We start from the raw sequence: 23,177 nt of genomic DNA on the forward strand, positions 1-23,177 counted from the left end.
AATGCGTACGATCGGCCGCCACGGCCCAACCCGCAGGGCCGTGGAAATCCGAAAGGAGAACCATGCCCCCTGTTCTCAAGAGGATGAGCACAGCGGCCGTCGGTGCGGTCGCCGCCGCCGGTCTTCTGGTACCGGCCGGGACCGCGATGGCCGCGCCCGCCGCGCCGGAGGCACCCGCACCGGCATCGCAGACCGCCGCCACCCAGGCGAAGACCATGGGCGTCAAGATCGACCTGGGCAGCGCGGTCGTCAACATCTCCAGCCGGATCTTCGACATCGCCGTCACCGCGATCGAGCGGAACCAGAACCGCAGCGGCTACGTGAAGAGCCTGATGGAGGGCGCGTTCTACGACGCGGGCCAGAGCTACAACGTGATGGTCGTCAAGGCCGACCACCCCTACTCCTTCGACCTGGACAACATCGTCTACGACGGCACGGTCCACGCCTCGGGCTACCCGGCGTTCCGGGTGCTCGTCTTCGACTCCGGCCGGTTCACCAACGAGGGCGACGGCGGCTACATCAACTGGGCCTTCCGCGGCTGGTTCGACCGCAGCGGCATGACCGTCGACTTCCGCAAGCCCTGACCCCGCGGCCGAGAGGAGCGCACACGTGAGGTTCCGTACAGCACTCGCCGTCGCGCCGCTGGCCGCGGCGGCGCTACTGGGCACGGCGGTCGGCACGGCACAGGCCGAGACCGCGAGCCCGAACCAGACCCCGGCGACCGTCCAGGCCGCCGAGAGCCCGACCGTGACCGTGCACCTCGACGACGGTGCCAACGGCTTCGAGGTGGGCCGCGCCATCAGCGCCATCAACGAGGACAACCGCGGCGAGTTCGTCCGCCGCGCCGTCGACGAGGCCTTCGAGGCCAGCGGCGGCCGCTACAACGTGGTCCTGATGAACCTCAGCCAGGGCTACGAGGAGCGGCTGGAGTCCAAGCGGCTCTACGCCAACGTCCGATGGGGCTCCATCAACTACGGACTCTGGATCGCCGAGGCGGGAGAGTTCACCAACACCGGCGACGGCGGCTACATCAACTGGGGCTTCCGCGGCTGGTTCGACCGCGAGGGCAACACCGTCCGGTTCCACCGCCCCTGATCCCGGAGAGGAATCCAGTACATGAGGATCGCCAAGCTGATCGCCGCCTTCGCCGCGGCGGTGGTCGCCGTGACAGGCGCGGCGACGATCGCCGCTCCGCGGCCCGCCGTCGCGGAATCCGCCACCACCATGGCGTTCGACGCCTGCGACCTGCGGGTGAAGCTGCGCGAACTGCGCGGCTGGGACGCCAACGACCAGTACAACATCATGGTGTGGAAGGAGTCGGCACGCGCCTCCAGCCACTTCGACGGCATCGTCTCGCAGGGGCACACCACCGCACAGGAGTGCGACGCGGTCATCGGCAACGACATCAACTTCTTCTGGGTCGTGTTCAGCGGCGGTGGCGAGTTCGTCCGCAAGGGCGACGGCGGCTACCGCAACTGGGCGTTCTACGGCGTGTGGGAGCGCGACGACACCCACGTCCGGTTCCTGCCCCGGTGACGACGCCCCTCTGCGACGAAAGGACCGATGAGCAATGCGTGCGATGAAAAGGACGGCGGCGGTGCTGGCGGTGGCGGGCGTCGCGGCCGCGGGCGCACCGGCCGCCGCGCAGGCGTCGGACTATCTCGACCCCTGCGACCTGCGCACCAAGATCGACGAACTGCAGGGCTGGGGCTCGGACACCTCGAAGAACATCATCGTCTACAAGGCCACCGCCCGGGAGTCCAGCCACTTCGAGGGCGTGGTGACCGAGGGCACCACCACCGCCAAGCCCTGCGAGAACTTCTGGCCGAGCGAGCACGACTACCACTGGGTCGTGTTCAGCGGCGAGGGCGAGTTCGTCCGCAAGGGCGACGGCGGCTACCGCAACTGGGCGTTCTTCGGCGTGTTCACCCGCGACGACAACGTCGTGGACTTCCACGCCAGATAGACGCCGTGCGACCGCTGCGGCGTGGGTCCCTCCTGCCGGTCCCACGCCGCGGCGGCATGCACCCCCCGACCGCCGGCGGCCGCCGGCGGTCGGGGCGCACCGCGCGCCGCCGGCCGCGCTGTCCGGGCGCAGGCATCGGCAGCCTCGCCCTCACCGTGCAGCGGCGTCCGTGCCGAGCATCCGCAGCGCGAGGTCGGCGTAATAGCCGGCAAGCACCTCGGGCGAATCCGCGCCTTCGATGCTGTACCAGCGCACCAGGTCGATGCCGAGCGACACGATGGCGCGCACGGACCGGTTGACGTCGGGAACGTCGAAGACGCCTTCCCGCGCCCCCCGCGTGACCGCCGAGCGCAATACGGCGGTGAAGCGCCGTCGCAGCTCCCGGACCGCGGCGCGGTGTTCGGGGCCGAGGCCGGCGAGCTCGTACTGGCACACCCGGGCCACCGTGTGGTGACGCGCGTGCCAGGCCACGAGGCCTGCGACGAGCCGTCCGACGTACGCCCTCGTGTCGCCGTCGTCGCGCTGCGCCCGGATCGCTTCGAGAGCGCGCTCGTGACCGGTCCGGACGATCTCGAACAGGACGCCCTCCTTCGAGGGGAAGTGCACGTACAGCGCGCCGGGGCTCAGGCCGATGGCCGCCGTGATGTCCCGCGTGGTGGTCGCGTGGAAGCCCTTCCGGCTGAAGCACAGCACGGCCGAGGTGAGCAGCGCGCGGGCCGCCTCCGGCAGGTCGTCGCTCCACAGCTCCCCCACCGCGCCCGCCGCGAGATCCGCCGGCGGGGCCACCGACTTGCTGGGGCCACCGCGCCGTTTCCGATTCGCGACCATGCCGATTCCGCTCCATGCCACGTTGCGGTGCCCGCCGCCGATGCGACCGGACGCCGGACCTCGACACGCTCCGGCGAACACCTCTTGACACCGGCCCAACTTAGGGTAACTATGCGCTTAGTTACAACTAGCCGCAGGCGGCGAACCGGCGCCGACGGCGGCCGCGCTGCACCGCCGCGGAACATCGAGGTGGGAAATGGCCATGGAACGTCAGCAGTCGAGCCGAGACATCACCGTGGTACTGGACGGCTTCTCCTATCTGGAGTGCCCGCGGTGGCGCGACGGCCGGCTGTGGGTCTCGGACTTCTACACCAACCAGGTCGTGGCGACCGACGGCCGCGGCGGCACCGACGTGGTGGCCGAGGTCCCGAACCAGCCGGCGGGACTGGGCTTCCTGCCCGACGGACGCGCGCTCATCGCCTCGATGCGCGACCACCGCATTCTGGTGCGCGACGGCTCGGGAGGGCTCAGCGTGCACGCGGACCTGTCCGGCGCCGTGTCCGGCATGCTCAACGACATGGTCGTGGACCACCGGGGGCGCGCCTATGTGGGCAACTTCGGCTTCGACCTGATGGGCGGAGCCCCGCTGCGCTACACCACGCTCGCCCGGGTCGATCCCGACGGCACGGTCACCACGGTGGCCGAGGACCTGGGTTTTCCCAACGGCATGGTGATCCTGCCCGAAGGCGTTCTGGTCGTCGCCGAGACCTTCGCCGGACGGTTGACCGCCTTCGACATCGACGAGGAGGGCGGTCTGGGCAACCGGCGCGTCTGGGCGCAGTTCGGCCGGCCGCCGCAGACCGACGATGTCGCACAGGCCGTGGAAGAGCTCGACGTCGCTCCCGACGGCATCTGCGCGGACGCCGAGGGCGCCGTGTGGGTGGCCGACGCCCTGCATGCCCGCGTCCTGCGCGTGGGCGAGGGCGGCGCGGTCCTGGAGGAGGTCCCCGCCGGAACCGGGGTCTTCGCCTGCATGCTCGGCGGCGACGACGGCCGCACCCTGTTCCTGTGCACGGCACCCTCCTTCGCCGAGCACGAGCGCCGCGCGGCCCGCGAGGCCGAGCTGCGGGCCGTCCGCGTCGAGGTTCCGCACGACGGCCTGCCCTGACGCCCGCACCGGCCCCGCCACCCGTCATCGCCGGAGGAACCCCATGGACATCGCCTGCGCCTTCCCGACGGCCCTGAGCTCGCCGGACGACATCGCCGTTGCCGAACGCCTGGGATACACCCGCGCGTGGGTCTACGACACCCCGCAGCAGAGCCCCGACGTGTGGATGACCCTGGCGCTGGCCGCCCGACGCACCGAGCGGATCGGCCTCGGACCGGGGGTCCTGGTACCCAGCCTGCGCCATCCGATGGCCAACGCCGCCGCGACCGCCACCCTCACCGCACTGGCGCCCGGCCGGGTCGCGGTCGCCTTCGGCACCGGGTTCACCGGCCGGCGCGCCATGGGCTACCCGGCGATCAGCTGGTCCTACATGGACTCCTACATACGCGCCTACCGCGGCCTGCTTCGCGGCGAGACCGTCGAGTGGGAGGGCCGGCGGATGCGGATGCTCCACCCCGAGGGGCACGCCCCCGCCCGGCCCGTCGACGTTCCCGTCCTCATCGGGGCGCTCGGGCCCAAGGGCAACGCGGTGGCCCGGGAGCTCGCCGACGGTCTCTACGCCACCCTGCAGCTCCCCGAGTTCGCGAAGGACTACACGTGGGTCCCCTACCTCACCTGGGGCACCGTGCTCGACGAGGGGGAGCCCCTGGACTCCGAGCACGCCCGCACCGCCGGCGGGCCGGGGTGGGCGCTGGCCTACCACGGCGCCTACGAGTTCGGCGGGCCCGACGCGGTGCGGGAGCTGCCCGGCGGAGCGCAGTGGCTGGACGTCGTCGACGCGGAACCCGGTGAGGAGCGGCACCTCGCCGTGCACTCGGGGCACTGCGTCGAGTTGAACCGAGCCGACCTGGCGGCCTGGAACGCGGGCGGCCACTCGGTGCTCACGGACGTGACCGTCAGCGGCACCCGCGGCGAGGTCCGGCGCAAGCTGGACGACCTCGCCTCGCGGGGCGTGACCGAGATCGTGTTCCAGCCCTGCGGCCCCGATATCGAAGCCGAGCTCGAACGCTTCCTGGACGCGGCCCGCTCCTGACCGGCCGGCCCGGGGGCCGGCGCCCCGCCCGCGTTCGGGCGGGGCGCCATCACCACCAGCTGAAGGCAGCCCAGACGAGCAGCGGGGCGACCACGACAGACACCAGCCCGTAGGCCAGGAGCTGGCGGAACAGCGCCGGCCGGGTCTCCTCCGGAGCCGCACCGAGGATCAGGCCTCCGGTGATGCCGAGCGGGTTGATGTCGACCATGACCGAGGTCAGCGCCACGGCGATCACCGCGCCCACAGGCGAGACGCCCGCCTCCACGACGGCGGGCAGCAGCGGCATCGTGGTCACGAACACCGCGATCGAGCTGGCCGCGAACGAGGTGATGCCGGCGATGTAGCACAGGAGGAGCAGGGTGAGCATCGCCGAGCCCTCGATCGTCAGCAGTTCGCTGATGCGCTCGAACGCGCCGAGGTCCTGCATCACGCCGATGTAGGTGAGCAGGCCTCCGATGAGCAGGACGACGCCCCAGGGCATCCGCGCCACAGCGAGCCCCGGGTCGATGCGCAGGAGGAGGAGCTGCAGGCCTGCCGCGACGATGCCGAGATAGCCGATGTTCATGTCGAAGCCGACCGACAGGACGAGGACGACCGCCATACCTCCCAGGGTCACCAGCAGGACCAGCGGGGCGGGGGCCGCGGCCCGCTCCTCCGCCGGAGCGGCGCCGCCGGATCCGCCGGCCGCCGGACTCTCGTGGCCGTCGGCCGCCACGAGGCTTGGCCCCGTCGGCAGGATGCCGCGGACGCGGGCGACGACCAGTGCCCCGGCGCAGACCACGGCGCCGGCGAGCAGGGAGCTGAGCAGGAAGGTGACCGGCGCGTGCTCGGGAAGGCCGAGCTCGAACGAGGCGGCCTGCTGACGGGCCGTCGCACCGTACACGGCCAGGGGCGAGAGCAGGCCGCTGACGATGCCCATGATGCCCAGGACCGCCATCATCAGCGCGGGCAGGCCGTACCGCGCCGACAGCCCCAGGGCGATGGGCGCGACGATCGCCGTGACCGCGGCGGGGAGCGTACCGAAGGCCGCCAGCAGCGCACCGGCGGTGAACGGGACCAGGGCGACGAGTACCACCCGTCCCCTGACCAGCCGCAGCAGTCCGTCCAGCAGCCAGTCGAGGGTGCCGTTGATCTTGGCGACGGCGAACAGCGCGGTCACGCCGACGATCAGGACGAAGAAGTCGCCGGGGAAGAAGGCCGTGACCTCCTCCGAGGGAATCCCCGCGGCCAGGCCGACGAGGAATGCGGCGGCGAAGGCTCCCAACCCGAGGTTGAAGCCGCGCAGCGCGGTGGCCGCGAAGAGGAGGAGGAGGACGACGATGGAGACGTCGGCGATGGTCATGGGGGGTCCTTTTCGCTCAGACGACGCCGCGGTCGCGCAGGTCGTCGATCTCGTCCCGGCTCAGGCCGAGGAGGTCGTGCAGGATCTCGGCGGTGTGCTCGCCCAGGGTCGGGGCCGGACGGCCGGGGCTTCCGGTGAACCCGGAGAACCGCCCGGCCGGCGCCTGGACCAGCCTGCGGCGCCCGTCGGCGCCGGTGACCTCGACGATCGAGCCGCGGTCGCGGATGTGCGGATCGGCGCACACCTGGTCGGCCGAGTTCACGGGACCCGCGGCGATGCCGGCGGCGTGCAGCCGCGCCAGGAGCGGCTCGATGTCGTGTTCGGCGACGAACGCCGCGACGCGGGCCTCGACCTCGGCGCGGTGCTCGATCCGGGCGTCCATCGAGGAGTGGACCGCGAGGTCCGGGGCGTCCATCACCTCGACGAGCCGCTCCCACATGCGGTCCGTCGACGCCGGGACGGCGACCCAGCAGCCGTCGCGGGTGCGGTACAGGTCGTTGGGGCTGATGTGGGGGTTCCGGTTCCCTTCGCGCTGCACGCTCCGCCCGGTCGCGCTGTAGTCGACGATGAAGTCCTCCATCATCCGCAGCAGCGGCTCGTACAGCGGGATGTCGGCCAGCTGCGCCTCGCCCGTCAGGTCGCGTTGGCGCAGGGCCAGCAGCGCGGCGAACGCGGCGTAGATCCCGGTGACGCCGTCGGCGACCGGGTATCCGGCGAACGTCGGCGGGCCGTCGGGGGCGCCGGTCCGGTAGGTCAGGCCCGCGAACCCCTCGGCGACCCGGGCGAACCCGGGGCGGTCGGCGTAGGGTCCCGTCCGGCCGAAGGCGCTGACGTGCACCATGACGAGGTCGGGGCGGTAGGCGCGCAGGTCGTCGAAGTCGATGCCGAAGCGGCGCAGGGTGTCCGGGCGGAAGTTGGTGACGACGATGTCGACCTCGCGTGCCAGGCGCCCGACAATCTCGGCCGCGCCCGGGCGGTGCAGGTCGAGCGTCACGCTGCGCTTGGTACGCCCGAGCAGCGCCCAGCTCGCCGATGTGTCGCCGTCCAGCGGGGGGTATCGGCGGGCGGGGTCGCCTGTGCCCGGTTGCTCGACCTTGATGACGTCGGCCCCGAACTCCCCGAGGAGCGTCGCAGTCAGCGGACCGGCCAGGATGGTGGACAGGTCGAGGACGGTGACGCCTGCGAGCGGTTGGGACGGCATCAGGGTTTTTCCTTCCACATTGCAGTGTGATCCAGGACACGCGGACCGCTGGATCGATCCTGACCCCTCGCACCACCTGCGAGGAAGACGGAAACGCTTTCACCAGGTGATAGGCGGAGCCTTTATGCTGGTGCGATGCGAGTCGAGCGAGCGCGGTACCTTCTGGCGGCCGTCGAGACCGGGTCCCTGCGGGCGGCGGCGGCGCGGTGCGGCGTCAGCCAGCCGACGCTCGGCCAGCAGGTGTCCCTCCTCGAGGAGGAGCTCAACGTGAACCTGCTGATCCGCAGCCGGCACGGCGTGCGCCCCACCGCCGCCGGACAGGCCATGATCGGCCCCCTCTCGCGCCTGGTCGCCGCGGAGGACGCCGCTCTGGGAGCCGCGGCGGACTCCGGTGGCGCCTACCAGGGGCGGGTGGCGATCGGCGCCATCTCCGTCGTCGCCGAGACTCTCGTCGCCCCTGTGGTCGCCCGCTTGCGCAACGAGCACGCCGACCTGCGTTTCAGCGTTTCCGAGAGCTCCTCGGGGGACATCGAGGCACGCGTGCTCGACGGCGGCCTGGACTTCGGGGTGATATCCGCGCCGACCGCGGCCGCCGCCAGCGGGCTCCGCCGATCGCCGCTGCTCACCGCGCCCGTGGGGGCGGTGGTGCGGACGGACCACCTGCTCGCCCAGCGCGACGAACTCGCCTGGCAGGACCTCGCGACGTGGCCGATCGTCACCATGCGGTCCGGAACCGTGATGTGGGAGCGGCTGCACGAGAACGTCGCCGAGCCCGACGTCGTCGTACAGGCGATGTCGGCCCGGCTCGTCAAGGTGATGGTGGGCCATGGAGCGGGGATCGGCGTCCTCGCACCGTTCGAGACGTCCACCGACGTTCCGGGGCTGCGCTGGATCCCGCTGCGCAGCGCGGACCCGGTCGAGATCTGCCTCGTGCAGCGCAGCGGCAGCCAGCCCTCGCCGTCGGCTCTGACCGTGCGCCGCCTGGTGGAGGAGCGGGCCGCCGAACTCCTCGCCTCCGCCCGCGGCCACGTGGGATAGGCCGGTTGCGCCGGCCCGGGCCGGCGCCCGCACGGTCGGTGCGGCCCTTGGCGGTGGCGCCTTTCCGGACGGATCTCCGAGTGGACGAATGCCAGGTCACGGCATTTCCCGCTGTTCGGCGGCACGCATTCACGGGTCTCGTGATCCGCATCTTCGCGATATCCGATCCGGTGGTTCGGCCGAGCCGCCGGTCCGGTCTGCCATGATTGGCCCGTGCGTTGGCTGGGTGGACTACTCGCGGCCGCCGTCGTCGCGGCCGTCGGCGTGCATTTCCTCGGGGACGCCTTCCACACCCCGCCCGCGTTCTGCCCCGACGACGTCGGCGACGACGAGCCGCACAGCAGCTCGGACCTGGACTCCCGCCCGCCCGAGGGCCCGGTGCTGTACGCGGTGGGCGAGGACGGCATGCACGACATGACGAGCAACTTCGACTCCCACCTGCCCCCCGACTTCCCGTACCGGCCGGCGCTGATATGCGAGTACCGCACGATGTCCGACGAGCAGATCTACGTCTGCTTCACATCCGGCGGCGGAGAGATTCCGATGGTCAGGACCCGGTACGACTACAAGGTCTACGGAATCCCCGGCAAGAATCCTCTCGGCACGTTCCACTCGCCCGGAATCTCGTTGTGCGACGGCGGCATCACGACCGGTTCGGAAATACCCACCGAGCCGGACTACGCCACCGTCGCCGAACGCACTGCCCCGCTGCTCCGCTAAGCACCGCCTCGGGGTGCGGTGAACGGTGCCGCGGTTCCGACGGCCCCTGCGGCGGCGATAGAGAAACCGCGCTGTGGGTAGCCGACGGACATGTCGCGAATCGCAGATGTACTACGCACAATCGCGGGCGCCGTCGCGTCCGTCATACGAGCCATAGCCCACGCCGTCATCACCGTGGTCACGCTGCCGTTCCGAGCGCTGGCCAAACTCTTTCGCAAGCGCTGACCCGGGGCCTCCACCCAGCGCACGACCGCGGGTTCCACCGCGCAGTGAAGAAGGGCTTCCGCGGGAGGAGGACCGGCCTCGCCGGAGCCCTTCTCCCCCGCGAAGAACCGCGGAAGGCGGACGCCGCCGCGGGAGGCATCCGGCAGGACGCCTCCCCCGCCGGGCTCTTCGGCCCCCGCGATCGGCGCGCGCAGCCGCTTCGGCAGGCGCGGGCGGCCGGCGCCGCCCGCCCTGCCCGGAAGGCTGGGACACCAGGGTGCGGAGACCATGTCCATCCGGGACGTGGGCGAGGAGGCCGGGTCACCACGCCGAGCGTCTGCCACCATTTCGGAACCAGGGCCTGCTGGAGTCCGTCGCCGCGGCGCGCCACCTCAGCGCCAAGCGCGCCCAGGCGCCCGCCGCATCGATCCCAGCGCGCCGGATGCACGCGCTAACGCCCGGGGAGCACGGCCTTCTACCGGAACTGCTGAGGAAACGCCCCCGCTGACCCGGCGCCGCTTTACCGGATTTCGCCGGCGCTCCTAGGCAAAGGCGGGTGCCGGTTCGTATCCTTGCCCGATCGAGGTGCGGTCGTGCGGACGGCGAGTTATTCGAATCGCCGGACCGGGTGTTCGATCGTTCGACTGGGAGCGCTCCCAAGACCAACGGCATTTCCGCCGGCAAGAACCACCCGATGACACAGCCCGCCGAAGACTTTCGAATTACCGCCGTTTCGAAAAGCGGGAGTGGGCGGCCCCGGCAGCCCCGGAGATCCGGGCGGCCACACCGCAGAAGCCACTGCAGGCAACAAACGATCAGCCGCACCCGGCCCCTCCCGGGCCACCCCCAACCTACGGAGGAACGATGACGCCACGCGGCGATGAATCCGCGGCCACCAGGCCCGGACACACGAGTCGGAGAAGCGTTCTGGCGGCGATGGGCACCTTACCGGTGCTCGTCGCCGCGCCGCCGGCCGCCCGGGCGGCCGGAACACCGTCCGCGGCGGCCGCCGAGGTGGTCGTCGACCCCTTCGCGGAGCGGCAGACGATTCGCGGCTTCGGCGGCATGAACCACACGGCCTGGATCGACGACCTGACACCTGCGCAGCGGGACACGGCGTTCGGCGACGGCGAGGGGCAGATGGGCTTCTCCGTGCTGCGGATCCCCGTTCACGAGAACCGGGCCGACTGGAGCGGCGAGGTGGCCACGGCCCGGCGTGCGGTCGAGCACGGCGCGACCGTCATCGCGTCGCCGTGGAATCCGCCCTCCCATATGGTGGAGACCTTCGTCCGCGGCGATCAGACCGACGCGCGACGCCTTCGGCACGACATGTACGGCGCCTATGCGCAGCACCTGAACGAATTCCACGCGTTCATGCGGGACAACGGGGTCGACCTGCATGCCGTCTCGGTGCAGAACGAGCCCGATTACGCGCACGACTGGACGTGGTGGACGCCGCAGGAGATGATCCGTTTCCTGCGGGAGAACGCCGGCTCCATCGGCACCCGGATCATCGCGCCGGAGTCGTTCCAGTACGTGAAGAGCTTCTCCGACCCGATTCTCAACGACCCTCAAGCGCTCGCCAATCTGGACATTCTCGGCGCCCACCTCTACGGCACGCGGTACGAGGACTTCCCCTATCCCCTGTTCGAGGAGAAGGGCCGGGGAAAGGAGCTCTGGATGACCGAGGTCTACCATCCCAACAGCAGCGACTCGGCGGACCTCTGGCCCCAGGCGCTCGAGGTGGGCGAACACATACACCATGCCCTGGTGAACGCCGAGTTCCAGGCCTATGTGTGGTGGTACATCCGGCGCAGCTACGGCCCGATGCGGGAGGACGGCCGAATCAGCAAGCGCGGCGCCAACATGGTGCACTTCTCGCGATTCGTCCGCCCGGGATACGTGCGCGTCGACGCCACGCCGAGGCCCCGGTCCGGCGTCTACGTCTCGGCCTACAAGGGCGGCGGCTCCGAGATCGTGATCGTCGCCGTCAACAAGGGCTCCTCGCCGGTGAGCCAGCCGTTCACCCTGGGAGACGGCGCTGCTTCCCGCGTGTGGTCCTGGGTGACGGACGCGGACAGGAACCTCGCACCCCAGGGCGCGGCCGGCGTGTCGAACGGCTCCTTCACGGGCGCACTTCCCGCCCGGAGCGTGACGACCTTCGTGACCGGCTGAGGCCGGCCGCCGTCGTCCCCGGCCCGGCTTTCGCCGCCGGCCGCGCGTGGCACCGTCGGGCGGCGAGCGGCCGGGGGCACCGGGCCGCTAGCGGCGGTGTGCGGACGACCGCTGCGCCGCCGCGAGCGTCCCAACGCGGCGCGGAGCCGCGGGGCTGCGGCCCGCCGGCGACCCGCGGCCGGTCCCCGCTCGAAGCGGACCACCGTCGTCCGCGTGCGGCCTCGGTCACCCGCCGATGAGCCGCCGGCGGCCGCCGGACTGCGCGGCCTTCGGCAAATCCGAGGTTTTCCAGCAGGCCGACCACATGGTATGCATGAGTCATGCATGATGAAGCTCGTACAGCGAACCTGTTGGGTGCGACGGCCCTGGCACTGAGCGACCTGTTCCTGTCCTCGGTCACCGCCGCGGCGCCGACCAGCCCGAGCGCCGCGGCCGCACTGGTGGTCCTGGACCGCACCCCGGGGCTCAGCGTCACCGAGCTCGGGCGCCGCGTCGGCCTCAGCCAGCCCGCGGCGGCCCGCATGGTCGAAGGACTCGAACGCCAGGGGATGGTGCGGCGCGAACGCACCTGGGGGCGCTGGGTCGCGGTCCGGCCCACCGAGACCGGGACTCAGGCCGCCCGCGGGCTGCTCACCGCCCGCACCGAGTCCCTCAAGGAGGTGGTGGACCACCTGGAGGAGTCCGAACGCGCCGACCTGGACCGGCTGCTGGCCAAGCTCCTGGACGGCCTGCACCGCGCGCCGGGCGACGCCGATCGGCTGTGCCGCCTGTGCGACCGGAGCGCCTGCGTGAACCGGGGGCAGATCTGCCCCGTGGGCCAGGCCGAACGCGACTCCGCGTCGTCCAAGTGCAACGACCGATGAGCTCCCGGTCCTTTCCGCGGCCGTGTGCCGCGGACTCGCCTCCTTCATCAGCGGGCTCCGGGCCGGGCGCCTCGACGACCGCGGCGGCGCGCCCGGCCCGGCAGGACACGGGTGTCCGTACAACCGAGGGGGCGGCAGCCCTCAGCTACCGCCTGCGCGAGCCTCCTCTGCGGCGGAGAGGTTGCGCTCAAGGCCACCGAGGGCGCGGAGCACCTCCTGGCGGTCGCCTTCGCCCAGGTCGGCGGCCGTCATCTGCTCCAGCTCCGCCCAGATGCGCACTACGGCCCCTCGCAGCCCCATGCTCGCGGGGGTCGCCTCGACGATCGTCACGCGCCCGTCCTGCGGACTGGGTGAGCGGCGCACGAACCCGGCGCGCTCCAGCCGGCGCACGGAGCGGGTGACGGTCGGGGCGTCCGCGTCGATCACCGCCGCCAGGTCGGTCTGCCGCTGCGGCCCCTCGTCCCACAGGCGCATCATCAGCAGCTCCTGCCCCGGATGCAGGCCCACCTCGCGCAGGAGCTGTCCGGCGAGCAGCTTGTGAATGCGCGCCACCCGGAAGATCGCGTGGCTCAGGGGCCCCACGTCGGAGACGCGCGCCCGGGGCGGCTCCTCACCGGCGGCCGTGTCGGCGTCGTTCGGCATGCTCATCCGTTCAGTCTAAGACTGACTGCACACTTGGCTGAGCAACTTTCCAGTGCAGAGAGATTGCAATCTGTTCACCATACCAAGCATCGTGCGCGTTAATTGCTCGAACAATTAAAGGACGGGGCGACGACCGCGGCTACATCGACTACCCCCGCGCTGAGCCGCCGGCCGGTCAGCGTCGGAACGCGAGTGCCCGGGCCGCGGTGACCCGACCCGGCGGCGCGGCGGTGCGGGGCCGCCCGCTCACTCGGACCGCTTCGTACCGGTGATCACGGTGGCGTCGAGGGACGGGGAGGTGCTGACACGAGGGGTCAGGCCCGCGGCGGAGAGCAGGCGCGCGGCCTGGGAGGTCTGAGCGGGGTGGAGCTCGGCGAGCAGGCTGCCTCCGGGGGCCAGCCAGGCGGCGGCTTCGGGGATGAGCCTGCGGTGCAGCTCCAGGCCGTCCGCTCCGCCGTCGAAGGCGGCACGGGGTTCGTACAGGCGCACGTCCAGGGGGAGCCGGACGCTCTCGTCGCTGGTGACGTAGGGCGCGTTGGTCACGATGAGGTCGACCCGCCCCCGCAGGGCGGGCGGCAGCGGGGTGAACAGGTCGCCCGTGTAGGCCCGCCCGCCGAGGGGGGCGATGTTTCTGCGCGCGCAGGCCACTGCGGCCGCGTCGATGTCCGCAGCGTGCAGCTCGACGGGGCCGGCGGCGGCCACGGCGGCGCCGACCGCACCCGCACCGCAGCAAAGGTCGAGGACGACGGCTTCCGCCCCGGAACCAGCCTCGCGCCCCTCCTCCGGATCCGCTTCGCCGCCCGCCCCCGCGCTAGGACGGCCGCCGTCTCGGACCAGGGCGGCCGCCTGCTGCACGAGGAACTCCGTGCGGCGCCGGGGCACGAAGACGCCGGGATCGACCTCGATGTGCACGCCGCAGAAGTCCGTCCAGCCGTTGACGTGCTGCACCCAGCCGATGCGTTGCGCCGGTCGCATGCTCACTCCCTCTCCGCGCCCGCCCCCGCGGGCCGCTGCGCGCCGGCGGCGGTCGCGCCGCCCTAGGTGACGATGACCTCGGCCTCATGCGGAGGCACGGCGGCGCTTCGGCGCCGCGACGACCGCGCGGGCTTGGGCGGGACAGGGCGGATCGCGGCGCCGAGGACCAGCTCGCGCAGCACCGTCTCCATTTCGAGCTGGGCGAACGCCCGACCCAGACAGCGGCGCGCTCCGCCGCCGAAGGGGATCCAGGTGTAGGTGCCGGGCGGGTGCTCCAGGAAGCGCTCCGGAAGGAACCGCTCGGGCTCGGGGTAGACGTCGGGGCGCCGGTGCAGCAGGTAGATGGCGGGGACTACGCGGACTCCGGCGGGTACGTCGTAGCCGGCGAAGCGCATCGGCCGCACGAGGGTCCGGGGAATGACCGAGATGACCGGCCGCAACCGCAGCGTCTCGTACACGACCGCCTTGAGGTAGGCGTCGGAGCCGGCGCGCAGCTCCTCGGTGAGCCGGTCCAGCTTGTCCGGGTGCCGCATGAGCTCCCGCACCGCCGAGACCAGCGCCGAGGCGGTGGTCTCGTGGCCCGCGACCAGCAGGGTCACCAGCTCGTCGCGCAGCTCCGCGTCGGTCATCGGCGAGCCGTCCTCGTGCCGGGCGTGCAGCAGCAGCGACAGCACGTCGGAGCGTTCCGCGAGGTCGTGCCGCGCTCTGCGCCGGCGGATCTCGGCGTAGAGCAGCCGGTCGATCGCGTCCATCTCGCGGCGGAACGGCGGGAAGCGGCGGAGGCGGTCGGGCCCCAGCACGAGCAGGAACAGGGCGTGGCGCGGGTCGGCGCCGATGGTGAGCAGGCGCTGCAGGTTCGCGCGCAGCGGGCTGAGGCGTTCGGCGTCGGCGACGCCGAAGACCGCGTGCAGGATGTACTCCATCGTCATCGCCTGCATGCCCGCGCGGACGCGGTGCGGGCGGCCGCGCGGCCAACCGCCGATCTCGGCGGCGGCGATTTCGCGCATGAGTCCGGTGTATCCCCGGGCGCGCTCGCCGTGGAAGGACGGGAGCAGCAGCCTGCGCTGCTCCCGGTGCTCGGCCTCGTCGAGCAGCAGCACGGAGTTGTCGCCGAGGACCGGTTTCATCGAGCGGTTGCCGTCACCGGCGTGCAGTTGTTCGGGCGCCGCGGTGAAAACGCGTTTCACGTCTTCCGGTGCGCTGATGAAAACGCAGGTGCCCTGATGGGCGATCTGGATGCGGAATATGTCGCCGAAGCGTTCATGGCACTGCGCGAGCATGCGCCGCGCGTTGCTGAACCAGAGCGCGGTCTGCGCCACACGCGGCAATTGGGGGCCGGGAGGAATCCGTTTCTCGGAGACGGGCGTTCGCACGGTTCCCATGCGCCAAGTTACGCACTCGGCGCCACCCCGTGTCAATCCCTCGCCGAAGGGGCCGCTGTCGGTGACCGGGGCCGGGGCGGCGGTCTCCCGCTACCGAATGTCACGGCTCCCCGATGGACCGGCGCGGTGGGGAGCCCGGGCCCCGGATAGCCGCTATTCCCGTCCCAATAAGGCGCGTACGCAGCCTGGAGCGGAATCCATCGGAAAAGCGCAGCGGCGGCCGTGGAGAGGCCCGGTTCGCCGAAGCGGGAGCGGGCCGGAACGCGGTGTGTGACCGGAACCGCCTCCGTCCCGTCCGCCCGGACCGCGCGCCGGTGCGGCCCGACCCGGCGGCACGCGCGCCCGGATCGGCGGACCTCCTGACCGCCGGCACGCCCGCCGGTGTACCGGCGCCGTCCGCAACGCCGCCCGAAGGCCGGCTCCGCCCACCGCGGGCGAGCGGACCTCCCGTCGGTTGGAGCGCGCTACGCAGGGGCGGAGGGCCGGGTTCAGCGCGTCGACCGCCGGTGCGCAGATGTGCGCGCACAAGAACCGTCCCAGGGTCGTCCGAAATTTGCGGCCGGTGCCCTCCGACCGCTACCGCGGACCGCTCCCCCTTCGGCCGTGTCCCCTCTCCTCCCCCGCACTCCGCCCCTGCCCGGCGGGGACGACGGCTCCGGCGCCAGCGCGGGCGCCGGTCGTCGTGAGCGCGGGCGGCGCAACGGAGCCGGCCCCGCTGCGGCGCCCGTAGGCGGCTGCCCCGCCGCCGCAGAAGCCACAGCCGGGACCGCGCTCCCCCGAAACCACAATTGCGGTCCGCTTGCCGACCGCACGCCGACGCGATATCAATCGCCCTACTTGACCACCATCAAGGGCCGACCTAATCTGTGCGAAGCGCATTTCGATTCCGCCCTCCCTCCGCCATCCGAAAAAGCTCGAAACAGACCTGAGACAACCTCCTTCGATACGTTTTCAGATCGAAGGTGGAATTACCCTGGAGCGGCGTTCTTGCCGTTCCAGGAAGGAAGAACGAGAGGAGCTGGGAGTGGCAGACCCGAAGCGGAAGGGCAAGGTTTCCGAGCAGCTGGACTTCGACCTGAGCTCGGTCCCGGTCGACGTATTCGACCTCGCGGACCAGGGCCTCACCCTGGAGACGCTGACCGAGGGGCACGGGCTTCCCGAGAATGGCGCGTCCTCGATCTGCAACGAGCTGATGTGCGCCTGCAGCAGCCCCGCCTGTTGACCGGCCGGGTCCGGTCTGCGCCGCGGTTGATATCCGCGCTCTGATGTTTCCACTGTTCCCGGGTTCGCGGAGCCCGGTGGTCGTGAGGGCTCTCACCTCGGGATCACCGGTTCCTGCGGCCAGAGGGCGGCCGGTCGTCCGGCCGCCGGCGCCCTCCGGCGGCGCCGACCCGAGTACCCGCCTGCGAGGGGACGCTGAATGAGTCGGGACACGGTCGACCGGGAGCTCCCGGTGGCGCTGGAACAGGCCCCGGTCCTGCCGAACGGGGCCCGCGTGGCGACGCCGCCGGTGGTCCGGACAGCCGGCCTGCCCGTCCGGGTCCTCGACGCGCTCCGGTTCACCCGGTCCTTCGCGGCCGTCGACGAAGCCGCCCGCCTCGGTGAGCGGGTGGAGGACGAGGGGCGGCGGCTGGCCGACTCCCTGTACGACGTCATCGGCACGCTGGGCGGCGGCCCGCCCAAGCCCGGAGTCGTCGGCCTGCGCCGGGCGCTGCACCGGTCGCGGCCGCCGCGGCCGGCCGAGTGGAACGAGCAGGTGGCGGGCGTACTCCCCCGGCCCCTCGCGGACCGGATCCGCCGCTGGACCGCCGACCTCGGCGCACTCAAGCGCGCCGTCGGGGAACTGCCCGCCGTCCTCGCCGAGGAGGAGGCGGCCAAGTGCGGCGAACTGCGCGCGGTGGCGGAGGACACCGGATTGCGCCGGGCCCTGTCCCAGTCCAGCCCGACACTCTACGCCGAGGTCCGCAAGTGGCTCGGCGACGACGCGCACCCGCCGCGCCGCCAGTCGCTGGTCGCGCTGGCGAAGTACGTGGCCCGGGCCTCGGCCAAGACGAGCCCGTACAGCACGTTCATGGTCACCGGCGTGGGGGTGTGGACCCCCGACGGTCCCGCCGTCCGCGACATCGGGACGCGGCGCGTGCGCAGCGTGGTGGAACTGGACGGCCTGCTGGTGCAGACGCTCGTGGCGGCGCTGTGCACCGATCCCCGGCTGGCACCCGCGCTGCGGCTGCGGCTCAACCCGAGCGCGACCGTGCGCGACGGCCACGTCAGCTTCGCGGGCCGCCGGCCGGCCGAGCCCGTCCTGACGATGCCCGCCACACCGGCCGTGCGCGCGTGCATGGACCTCCTCGACACCCGCCCCGCGCCCACCTGGGCCGGTCTGCGCGACGCGCTCGTCGCCGCGGACGGCGGTGCCCGCGCCTCCTCCGACAGCGTGGACTCGTTCGTCGCCGGGCTGGTCGACCTGGGCCTGGTGGAACGCCTGTCGCCGGTCTCCGACCTGGCCGGCGACCCCTTGGGGGAACTGGCCGACTGGCTCTCGTCCTGCGGCGGCGAGCGCCCCGCCGGGGTGCTTGCGTTGGTGCAGCGGGTGCGCTCCGAGGCGCGCCGCGACGTCCCCGTCGCCGATCTCACCGGGCACCACGAGCGGCAGCGCCGCCTGATGGGCGCGATAGGCGACCTCGCGGCGCGCGTCGAAGGCCTGTCGGAAGGGGACGCCGACAGCGGGGAGCAGTCGGAGACGGAGGCGGGAGCGGCGCAGGCGACGGAGGCGGACTCCGCCGCGTCCAAGTGGACCTTCTACGAGAACGCCGTCTACACCGACCCGGCGGCGGCGTGCTCCTTCGCGCGCTGGGAACCCGCCCTGCTCGACCTGGACGTGCTCCGCCGCTGGCTGGCCCCCTTCGACCCGTCCCTGCCGCTCCGCCTGGCGCTGGCGGCCTACTTCCGCGAGCGCTTCGGCACCGCGGCGCGGGTGCCGGTCCTCACCCTGCACCGGGCCCTGCAGGATGAGCTGCGGCGGGACGGCGCGCCCGAGCAGACACCGGCGGCACGCGAGGTCGTACGGCTGCTGCACGCCAAGGCCCACCTCGTCCGCCCCGTGGCCGGGAGCACCCTCCCCCGGCTCCGCAAGCTGTCGCGCATCCAGGCCGAGGCCCGCGACGCGGTCCTCGGCGGCCGCGGCACCGGCCCGGCCGCGCAGTGCGGCACCGTGCTCGCGGACCCGGCGCGCCTGGCCGCCCTGTCGGCCCGATGGCCGCCCTGGGTCGCTGCGGCGGAGTCGCTCGCCTGCTACGTCCAACCCACCGGCGCCCGCGATGCGCCGTCGCTGGTGCTCAACGCGGTGCAGAACGGCCACGGGCGCGGCAGGAGCCGTGTCCTGCACCTGCTGGACCAGGCGGGCTGCGCGGCGGGCGACCTCGTGGCGGGGTCCCCGGAGCCGGGCGGCCGGGCGATGGCCGAACTGGGCGGGCGGTTCGCGTCCTCGGTCAACGTGCGCAGCGCCGCCGCGCCCTACGAACTGGACTACCCGTTCACGACGAGCCGCCGCCCCGCCCGCCGGCGCATCCGCCCCGGCGACTGCGTGGCGGTCCACGACTCGCGGACCGGCCTCGTCCGGCTCACCTGCGACGCGCTCGGCACCGAGGTCGTGCCGCTGCACCTGGGGATGCTCGGCGACCTCTTCCTGCCCGCCGCCGCGCAGTTCTTGACCCAGTGCTTCGGCCGCAGCTTCTACACCTACCCCAGTGCCTCGCTCGTCGCCGACGCGCCGCCGCGGACGCCCGCCTCGGTCACCGCCTACCCCCGCGTCGCGGTCGGCTCCGCCATACTGCGCCGCGCCGCGTGGGCGGCCCCGATGCAGCACGTGCCGCGCCGCCAGGGCGGCGAGACCGAGACCGACTACTGGCTGCGCCTGCTCCGCTGGCTGCGCGAGCACGGCGTCCCGACACGGTGCTTCGTGCGGGTGTGGGCCGACCCCGCGCAGCCGGGCGGCGGCGCGGGCACCGGCCGGACCTGGATGGTCGACAAGGCGCACAAGCCGGTCTACGTGGACTTCGCCAACTGGTACCTGGTGCTGGCCTTCCAGCGGATGCTGGACGGTTCGGCGGCGATGGCCGTGTTCGAGGAGGCGCTTCCGGACCCCGGCGAAGCGCGCACCACGGGCGGCGGCGCCGTGACCGAGTTCCTCGTGGAGATCTCCGAACCGGGGAGGCGCAATGGATGAATCCGACTGGGTGAGCGCGCACGCGTTCTACCACGGCGACCTGGACCTCCTCGTCACCGAGGGGATCGCGCCCCTGGCCGCCGAACTCGCCTCCGCGGGCGCGCTGCGGCGCTGGTTCTTCCTGCGGTACTGGGAGGGCGGCCCGCACGCCCGTCTGCGGCTGCTGCCCGAGCGCGGCCACCGGGCGCGCGTGGAGCGGGCCGTGCTGGAGGGACTCGCCGGGTACTTCCGCGCGCGTCCCAGCCGCGAGCCGATGCGCCGGGACCGGTACCTGCACATGGCCTCCTACTACGCCCGGCGGGAGCGCGCGGAGGCCTTCGAGACGGATCTGCGTCCCGACAACTCGGTGGCGCTGCTGCCCTACCGGCGCGAGTACGACCGCTACGGCGGCGCGTGCGAGGCGGTGGAGCACCACTTCGCCGAGTCCAGCCGGATCGCCCTCCGCCTCCTGGCCGGCGGGGCCTCCTCCGAGCAGCGGACGACCGCCGCCTTCGCGGCCGTGCTGCTCGCCTGGCTGGTCGCCGAGCCCGACCTGGGGCGCCTGGCCGCACGGGTCGGCACGGCCGAGTCCGCGGCGCCCCGGTCGGTCGACCTTCTCGGACTCGGCGGCACGCCGCCGTCCGCCCGCCGGCAGCAGCGGCGCGACCAGGCCGTCGGCGTCGCGCGCGGCCTCCTCCCGCTGGCGGCGCACGCCGGCGACGTGCCGCGCTCGGGGACGTTCGTCGACTGGACCCGGTCGGCGATAACCCTGCGCGCCGACGTGGAGCGCGCGCGGACCGGCACATCCGGTCCGGACCCCTTCCAGGTCCTGGACACCGGCGCGCACCTGTTCTGCAACCGCATCGGCGTGCTGCTGGACAGCGAGGACGAGATCCGGGGCGCGGCCGCCGAAGCCGTCGGCGCGCTCGCCGCCGAGCAGGCGGCCGACGGCGAGGACGACAGGGAGGACCGGGGTGGAGTGGCACAGCCTGCACGTCGTGTACTACGCGAGTGACAAGGACCGCCTGGTACTCGACGGCGTCCGGCCGCTCTTCCGCCGGCTGGCGCCCGAGGTCGCCGCGACGTCGTTCACCCGGCACTGGCGGCTCGGTCCGCACGTGCGGATGCACGTCCGGTGCGCTCCCGCGGCGGTGCCGGCACTGGTGCGTCCGGCAGCGGAGGAGATCGTCGGCGGCTTTCTGGCGCGGTGCCCCTCGCGCGCACCCTTGGTGCCCGAGGACCACCTGGAGGAGCACCGGAGGTTGGCGGAGCTGGAGGAGGACCACCGGCCGCTGCTGCCGTGGCGGCCGGACAACACGATCCACGAGGCCCCGTTCGAACGGCGCGCGCACGTGCTCGGCAGCGAGGAGGCGGCGGACCTGCTGGCCGACTTCCACGCGGAGACCGCCGACCCGGCCTTCCGGATGACCGAGGCGGTCGCCGCGGGCACGCCGCGGCTCGGGCTGGCCTTCGACCTGATGGTGGCCACCGCGCATGCGCTGTCGGGAGTCGGCATCACCACGGGCTTCATGTCCTTCCGGTCCCACGCCGAGGCGTTCCTCACCACCCACCCCGGAGCGCACCGCCTGCGGCCGTCCTGGGACGCGCACTACCGCGGTCACGCCGCCTCCCTGCGCGACCGCGTCGCGCGGGTCACCGGGGCGCTGGACGGCCGGTCCGGCGGAGCCGGCTTCGCCGGTGAGTGGACGGCGCTGATGAGCTCGTTCCGCCGCCGGGGGCGCGCACTCCTCGCCGCCGGGCGGCTGCCCTCCGGCACGGCGTTCGCGCCCGGCGCCGACGGCCGTCCTCCGCCGCTGGTCGGCGCCAGCCCCTACCACCGCGCCGCCTACCGCAACCCGGCGGTGATGGCGTCGATGTCGGCCGAGTGGTTCGTCCTGTACCGGCTGATGCTGAACTACACCTACCTGTTCATGACCCAGCTCGGCGTCACCCCCGTGGAGCGCTACCTGCTGTGCCACCTCGCCGCCGACGCCGTCGAGGACCTGTACGGCGTCTCCGCGATGGAGCGGATCACGCAGGCTCCGCCGGAGCCGGTGCTGGACGCGGGGGGTGAGCCCCGATGAGTCGGGCACCGGATGCCAGCGGCCTCGACCGCGAACTGCGCCTGGTGGCCGGGGTCTCCTGCGCCCGCGGCGACGGGGAGATCCGGGTCGCCACCCGGCGGCGCAACGCGTCGCTGGGCGCCGACACGCCGTGGAAGGGCAAGGTGCTGGCCCGCCTCGCCCAAGGGGCGTTTCGGCCGGCGGACCTGGTCGCCGATGCCGCCCAGGACGCCGGGCCGGGCGAGGTCGAGGCGCTCCTCGCCAAGCTGGAGGACGGCGGGTGGCTGGCCGCCGCCGTCCACTACGCCGGCCGGCCGCTCTATGTCCTGCTGCCCGAGAGCCCGCTGGGGGCCGGCCCCGGCAGCAGCGGCGACGGGGCGGTGCTCTCCCGGTTCACCGTGGTGCGCCGCGAGAGCGACCGGCTCGTGGCCGAGTCGCCGCTGGCGAGCGCCCGCCTGGAGACGGGCGACCCGGCGGTCCAGGCGGCGGTCGGGGTCCTCGCCGGTGCGGGCGGCGCCGCGGAGCTCTCCGCCGTGGAGCCGGCGGCCGCCGTTCGGAAGCGCCTGGTGGCGGACCTGCTGCGGAGCGGCCTGGCGGTGCCGAGCGCGGACGAGGAGGAGACCGCGCTGCGGCTGCGCCAGTGGCAGCCGCACGAGCTGTGGTTCCACCGCCGCTCGCGGATGGGCGACCGCTCGGACGCGGCGGAGGGCTACGGCCGCACGATGTGGGCCCGCGGGAGCCTCGATCCCCTGCCCGCGCGCCCGGAGCCCTACCCCGGACCGGAAATCCCGCTGCACCGGCCGAGCCTGGAGGCGCTGAGGCGCGATGACCCGACGCTGACCTCCGTCGTCGAGGCCCGGCGGTCGCGGCGGGTCCACGACGACGACAACCCGATCACCGTCGACCAGCTCGGTGAGCTGCTGTACCGGTGCGCCCGCGTGCGCTCGGTGCGCGCCGGCGGGGGCGTCGAGTACCCGAGCCGCCCTCATCCCTCGGGCGGCTCGGTCTACGAGCTGGAGCTGTACCCCGTCGTCCGCTTCGCCTCCGGGCTCGACGCCGGGATGTACCACTACGACGCGCACGCGCACCGGCTGCGGCTGGTGCAGGAGGCCGGGCCCGACGTCCGGCGGCTGCTGCGCACGGCGCTGCGCGCAGCGCCGACGCCGGGCACGCCGCAGGTGCTGATCGTGGTGACCGCCCGGTTCGGGCGCCTGATGTGGATCTACGAGCAGATGCCGTACTCGCTGATCCTCAAGCACGTGGGAGTTCTGTATCAGACGATGTACCTGGTCGCGACGGCCATGGGGCTGGCGGCGTGCGGCCTGGGCGGCGGCGACGCGACGGACTTCAACGCGGCGACCGGGAGGGACTACGCGACCGAGAGCGCTGTCGGCGAGTTCTCACTGGGCAGCCGCTCGCCGCAGGAGTGACAG

General features: G+C 72.9%; 22 protein-coding genes. 16 read left to right on the top strand and 6 right to left on the bottom strand.

Annotated elements, in window-relative coordinates; all coding sequences use genetic code 11:
- The first annotated feature begins 62 nt into the window (after positions 1-62).
- The 4 genes from ABEA15_RS16895 to ABEA15_RS16910 are packed head-to-tail and all read left to right on the top strand — an operon-like array spanning position 63 to position 1,966.
- Complete coding sequence (locus ABEA15_RS16895) at positions 63-584, top strand: hypothetical protein (RefSeq protein WP_344144835.1); 522 nt, start codon at positions 63-65, stop codon at positions 582-584.
- 25 nt (positions 585-609) lie between these two features.
- A complete protein-coding gene (locus ABEA15_RS16900; protein WP_345557449.1) occupies positions 610-1,095 on the top strand; it encodes a hypothetical protein in 486 nt (161 codons plus the stop codon).
- 21 nt (positions 1,096-1,116) lie between these two features.
- Positions 1,117-1,536 (top strand): hypothetical protein, encoded by a 420-nt coding sequence (locus tag ABEA15_RS16905; protein ID WP_344144839.1) that lies wholly within the window; start codon positions 1,117-1,119, stop codon positions 1,534-1,536.
- A 34-nt stretch (positions 1,537-1,570) separates the two neighbouring features.
- Positions 1,571-1,966 carry a hypothetical protein gene (locus ABEA15_RS16910; protein ID WP_344144841.1) on the top strand — a complete coding sequence of 132 codons (396 nt, stop codon included), beginning with the start codon at positions 1,571-1,573 and terminating at the stop codon, positions 1,964-1,966.
- 150 nt (positions 1,967-2,116) lie between these two features.
- Here the strand turns inward: ABEA15_RS16910 and ABEA15_RS16915 are convergent, their stop codons facing one another.
- Complete coding sequence (locus ABEA15_RS16915; protein ID WP_345557452.1) at positions 2,117-2,875, bottom strand: TetR/AcrR family transcriptional regulator; 759 nt, start codon at positions 2,873-2,875, stop codon at positions 2,117-2,119.
- Between the two features lie 115 nt (positions 2,876-2,990).
- Here ABEA15_RS16915 and ABEA15_RS16920 point away from each other — a divergent pair, with 115 nt between their 5' ends.
- Both ABEA15_RS16920 and ABEA15_RS16925 read left to right on the top strand, forming a co-directional pair.
- Positions 2,991-3,902, top strand: a complete 912-nt coding sequence (locus ABEA15_RS16920) for an SMP-30/gluconolactonase/LRE family protein (RefSeq protein ID WP_345557453.1) — start codon at positions 2,991-2,993, stop codon at positions 3,900-3,902.
- A gap of 43 nt (positions 3,903-3,945) precedes the next feature.
- Positions 3,946-4,935, top strand: a complete 990-nt coding sequence (locus ABEA15_RS16925) for an LLM class flavin-dependent oxidoreductase (protein WP_345557455.1) — start codon at positions 3,946-3,948, stop codon at positions 4,933-4,935.
- A gap of 49 nt (positions 4,936-4,984) precedes the next feature.
- Here the strand turns inward: ABEA15_RS16925 and ABEA15_RS16930 are convergent, their stop codons facing one another.
- Positions 4,985-6,277, bottom strand: a complete 1,293-nt coding sequence (locus ABEA15_RS16930) for an SLC13 family permease (RefSeq protein ID WP_344144851.1) — start codon at positions 6,275-6,277, stop codon at positions 4,985-4,987.
- Positions 6,278-6,293: 16 nt separating this feature from the next.
- Positions 6,294-7,478, bottom strand: coding sequence for a CaiB/BaiF CoA transferase family protein (locus ABEA15_RS16935; RefSeq protein ID WP_345557456.1), 1,185 nt, complete (start codon positions 7,476-7,478; stop codon positions 6,294-6,296).
- A 135-nt stretch (positions 7,479-7,613) separates the two neighbouring features.
- Here ABEA15_RS16935 and ABEA15_RS16940 point away from each other — a divergent pair, with 135 nt between their 5' ends.
- From ABEA15_RS16940 to ABEA15_RS16955, 5 genes are all read left to right on the top strand, one after another.
- The gene (locus ABEA15_RS16940; RefSeq protein WP_345557458.1) at positions 7,614-8,516 is read left to right on the top strand and encodes a LysR family transcriptional regulator; all 903 of its coding nucleotides are present in this window, start codon (positions 7,614-7,616) and stop codon (positions 8,514-8,516) included.
- A gap of 213 nt (positions 8,517-8,729) precedes the next feature.
- Positions 8,730-9,236, top strand: coding sequence for a hypothetical protein (locus tag ABEA15_RS16945; protein WP_345557460.1), 507 nt, complete (start codon positions 8,730-8,732; stop codon positions 9,234-9,236).
- Positions 9,237-9,326: 90 nt separating this feature from the next.
- Complete coding sequence (locus ABEA15_RS25655) at positions 9,327-9,461, top strand: LPFR motif small protein (RefSeq protein ID WP_386699640.1); 135 nt, start codon at positions 9,327-9,329, stop codon at positions 9,459-9,461.
- 843 nt (positions 9,462-10,304) lie between these two features.
- Complete coding sequence (gene xynC, locus ABEA15_RS16950) at positions 10,305-11,615, top strand: glucuronoarabinoxylan endo-1,4-beta-xylanase XynC (protein WP_345557462.1); 1,311 nt, start codon at positions 10,305-10,307, stop codon at positions 11,613-11,615.
- A gap of 320 nt (positions 11,616-11,935) precedes the next feature.
- Positions 11,936-12,478, top strand: coding sequence for a MarR family winged helix-turn-helix transcriptional regulator (locus tag ABEA15_RS16955; RefSeq protein WP_344144861.1), 543 nt, complete (start codon positions 11,936-11,938; stop codon positions 12,476-12,478).
- Positions 12,479-12,619: 141 nt separating this feature from the next.
- Here ABEA15_RS16955 and ABEA15_RS16960 read toward each other — a convergent pair whose 3' ends face one another.
- From ABEA15_RS16960 to ABEA15_RS16970, 3 genes are all read right to left on the bottom strand, one after another.
- Positions 12,620-13,126, bottom strand: a complete 507-nt coding sequence (locus tag ABEA15_RS16960; RefSeq protein ID WP_345557464.1) for a MarR family winged helix-turn-helix transcriptional regulator — start codon at positions 13,124-13,126, stop codon at positions 12,620-12,622.
- A gap of 240 nt (positions 13,127-13,366) precedes the next feature.
- Positions 13,367-14,095 carry a methyltransferase gene (locus ABEA15_RS16965; protein WP_345557466.1) on the bottom strand — a complete coding sequence of 243 codons (729 nt, stop codon included), beginning with the start codon at positions 14,093-14,095 and terminating at the stop codon, positions 13,367-13,369.
- Between the two features lie 62 nt (positions 14,096-14,157).
- Positions 14,158-15,477 (bottom strand): cytochrome P450, encoded by a 1,320-nt coding sequence (locus ABEA15_RS16970; RefSeq protein ID WP_345557467.1) that lies wholly within the window; start codon positions 15,475-15,477, stop codon positions 14,158-14,160.
- A 1,024-nt stretch (positions 15,478-16,501) separates the two neighbouring features.
- On the opposite strand from ABEA15_RS16970, the gene ABEA15_RS16975 reads away from it, so the two are divergent.
- The 5 genes from ABEA15_RS16975 (at position 16,502) to ABEA15_RS16995 (ending at position 23,174) form a co-directional block, all read left to right on the top strand.
- The gene (locus ABEA15_RS16975) at positions 16,502-16,699 is read left to right on the top strand and encodes a thiomuracin/GE37468 family thiazolyl RiPP peptide (RefSeq protein ID WP_311547452.1); all 198 of its coding nucleotides are present in this window, start codon (positions 16,502-16,504) and stop codon (positions 16,697-16,699) included.
- A 198-nt stretch (positions 16,700-16,897) separates the two neighbouring features.
- Positions 16,898-19,702, top strand: a complete 2,805-nt coding sequence (locus tag ABEA15_RS16980) for a lantibiotic dehydratase (protein ID WP_345557469.1) — start codon at positions 16,898-16,900, stop codon at positions 19,700-19,702.
- Positions 19,695-20,696 (top strand): lantibiotic dehydratase C-terminal domain-containing protein, encoded by a 1,002-nt coding sequence (locus tag ABEA15_RS16985; protein WP_345557471.1) that lies wholly within the window; start codon positions 19,695-19,697, stop codon positions 20,694-20,696. The genes ABEA15_RS16980 and ABEA15_RS16985 overlap by 8 nt, the downstream gene beginning before the upstream one ends.
- Positions 20,656-21,765 (top strand): thiopeptide maturation pyridine synthase, encoded by a 1,110-nt coding sequence (locus ABEA15_RS16990; RefSeq protein WP_345557473.1) that lies wholly within the window; start codon positions 20,656-20,658, stop codon positions 21,763-21,765. The genes ABEA15_RS16985 and ABEA15_RS16990 overlap by 41 nt, the downstream gene beginning before the upstream one ends.
- Complete coding sequence (locus ABEA15_RS16995; protein ID WP_345557475.1) at positions 21,762-23,174, top strand: SagB family peptide dehydrogenase; 1,413 nt, start codon at positions 21,762-21,764, stop codon at positions 23,172-23,174. Before ABEA15_RS16990 ends, ABEA15_RS16995 begins: the two co-directional genes overlap by 4 nt.
- The last annotated feature ends 3 nt before the right edge of the window (positions 23,175-23,177 follow it).

This window comes from Streptomonospora halophila (assembly GCF_039542725.1).
Taxonomy (GTDB): Bacteria; Actinomycetota; Actinomycetes; order Streptosporangiales; family Streptosporangiaceae; genus Streptomonospora; species Streptomonospora halophila.

Bases quoted from the DNA above. Each gene is read 5' to 3' on its own strand.
- ABEA15_RS16895 (WP_344144835.1), top strand. From the start codon at position 63: ATGCCCCCTGTTCTCAAGAGGATGAGCACAGCGGCCGTCGGTGCGGTC.
- ABEA15_RS16905 (WP_344144839.1), top strand. From the start codon at position 1,117: ATGAGGATCGCCAAGCTGATCGCCGCCTTCGCCGCGGCGGTGGTCGCC.
- ABEA15_RS16910 (WP_344144841.1), top strand. From the start codon at position 1,571: ATGCGTGCGATGAAAAGGACGGCGGCGGTGCTGGCGGTGGCGGGCGTC.
- ABEA15_RS16920 (WP_345557453.1), top strand. From the start codon at position 2,991: ATGGCCATGGAACGTCAGCAGTCGAGCCGAGACATCACCGTGGTACTG.
- ABEA15_RS16925 (WP_345557455.1), top strand. From the start codon at position 3,946: ATGGACATCGCCTGCGCCTTCCCGACGGCCCTGAGCTCGCCGGACGAC.
- ABEA15_RS16930 (WP_344144851.1), bottom strand. From the start codon at position 6,277: ATGACCATCGCCGACGTCTCCATCGTCGTCCTCCTCCTCCTCTTCGCG.
- ABEA15_RS16935 (WP_345557456.1), bottom strand. From the start codon at position 7,478: ATGCCGTCCCAACCGCTCGCAGGCGTCACCGTCCTCGACCTGTCCACC.
- ABEA15_RS16940 (WP_345557458.1), top strand. From the start codon at position 7,614: ATGCGAGTCGAGCGAGCGCGGTACCTTCTGGCGGCCGTCGAGACCGGG.
- ABEA15_RS25655 (WP_386699640.1), top strand. From the start codon at position 9,327: ATGTCGCGAATCGCAGATGTACTACGCACAATCGCGGGCGCCGTCGCG.
- xynC (WP_345557462.1), top strand. From the start codon at position 10,305: ATGACGCCACGCGGCGATGAATCCGCGGCCACCAGGCCCGGACACACG.
- ABEA15_RS16955 (WP_344144861.1), top strand. From the start codon at position 11,936: ATGCATGATGAAGCTCGTACAGCGAACCTGTTGGGTGCGACGGCCCTG.
- ABEA15_RS16960 (WP_345557464.1), bottom strand. From the start codon at position 13,126: ATGAGCATGCCGAACGACGCCGACACGGCCGCCGGTGAGGAGCCGCCC.
- ABEA15_RS16965 (WP_345557466.1), bottom strand. From the start codon at position 14,095: ATGCGACCGGCGCAACGCATCGGCTGGGTGCAGCACGTCAACGGCTGG.
- ABEA15_RS16970 (WP_345557467.1), bottom strand. From the start codon at position 15,477: ATGGGAACCGTGCGAACGCCCGTCTCCGAGAAACGGATTCCTCCCGGC.
- ABEA15_RS16980 (WP_345557469.1), top strand. From the start codon at position 16,898: ATGAGTCGGGACACGGTCGACCGGGAGCTCCCGGTGGCGCTGGAACAG.
- ABEA15_RS16985 (WP_345557471.1), top strand. From the start codon at position 19,695: ATGGATGAATCCGACTGGGTGAGCGCGCACGCGTTCTACCACGGCGAC.
- ABEA15_RS16995 (WP_345557475.1), top strand. From the start codon at position 21,762: ATGAGTCGGGCACCGGATGCCAGCGGCCTCGACCGCGAACTGCGCCTG.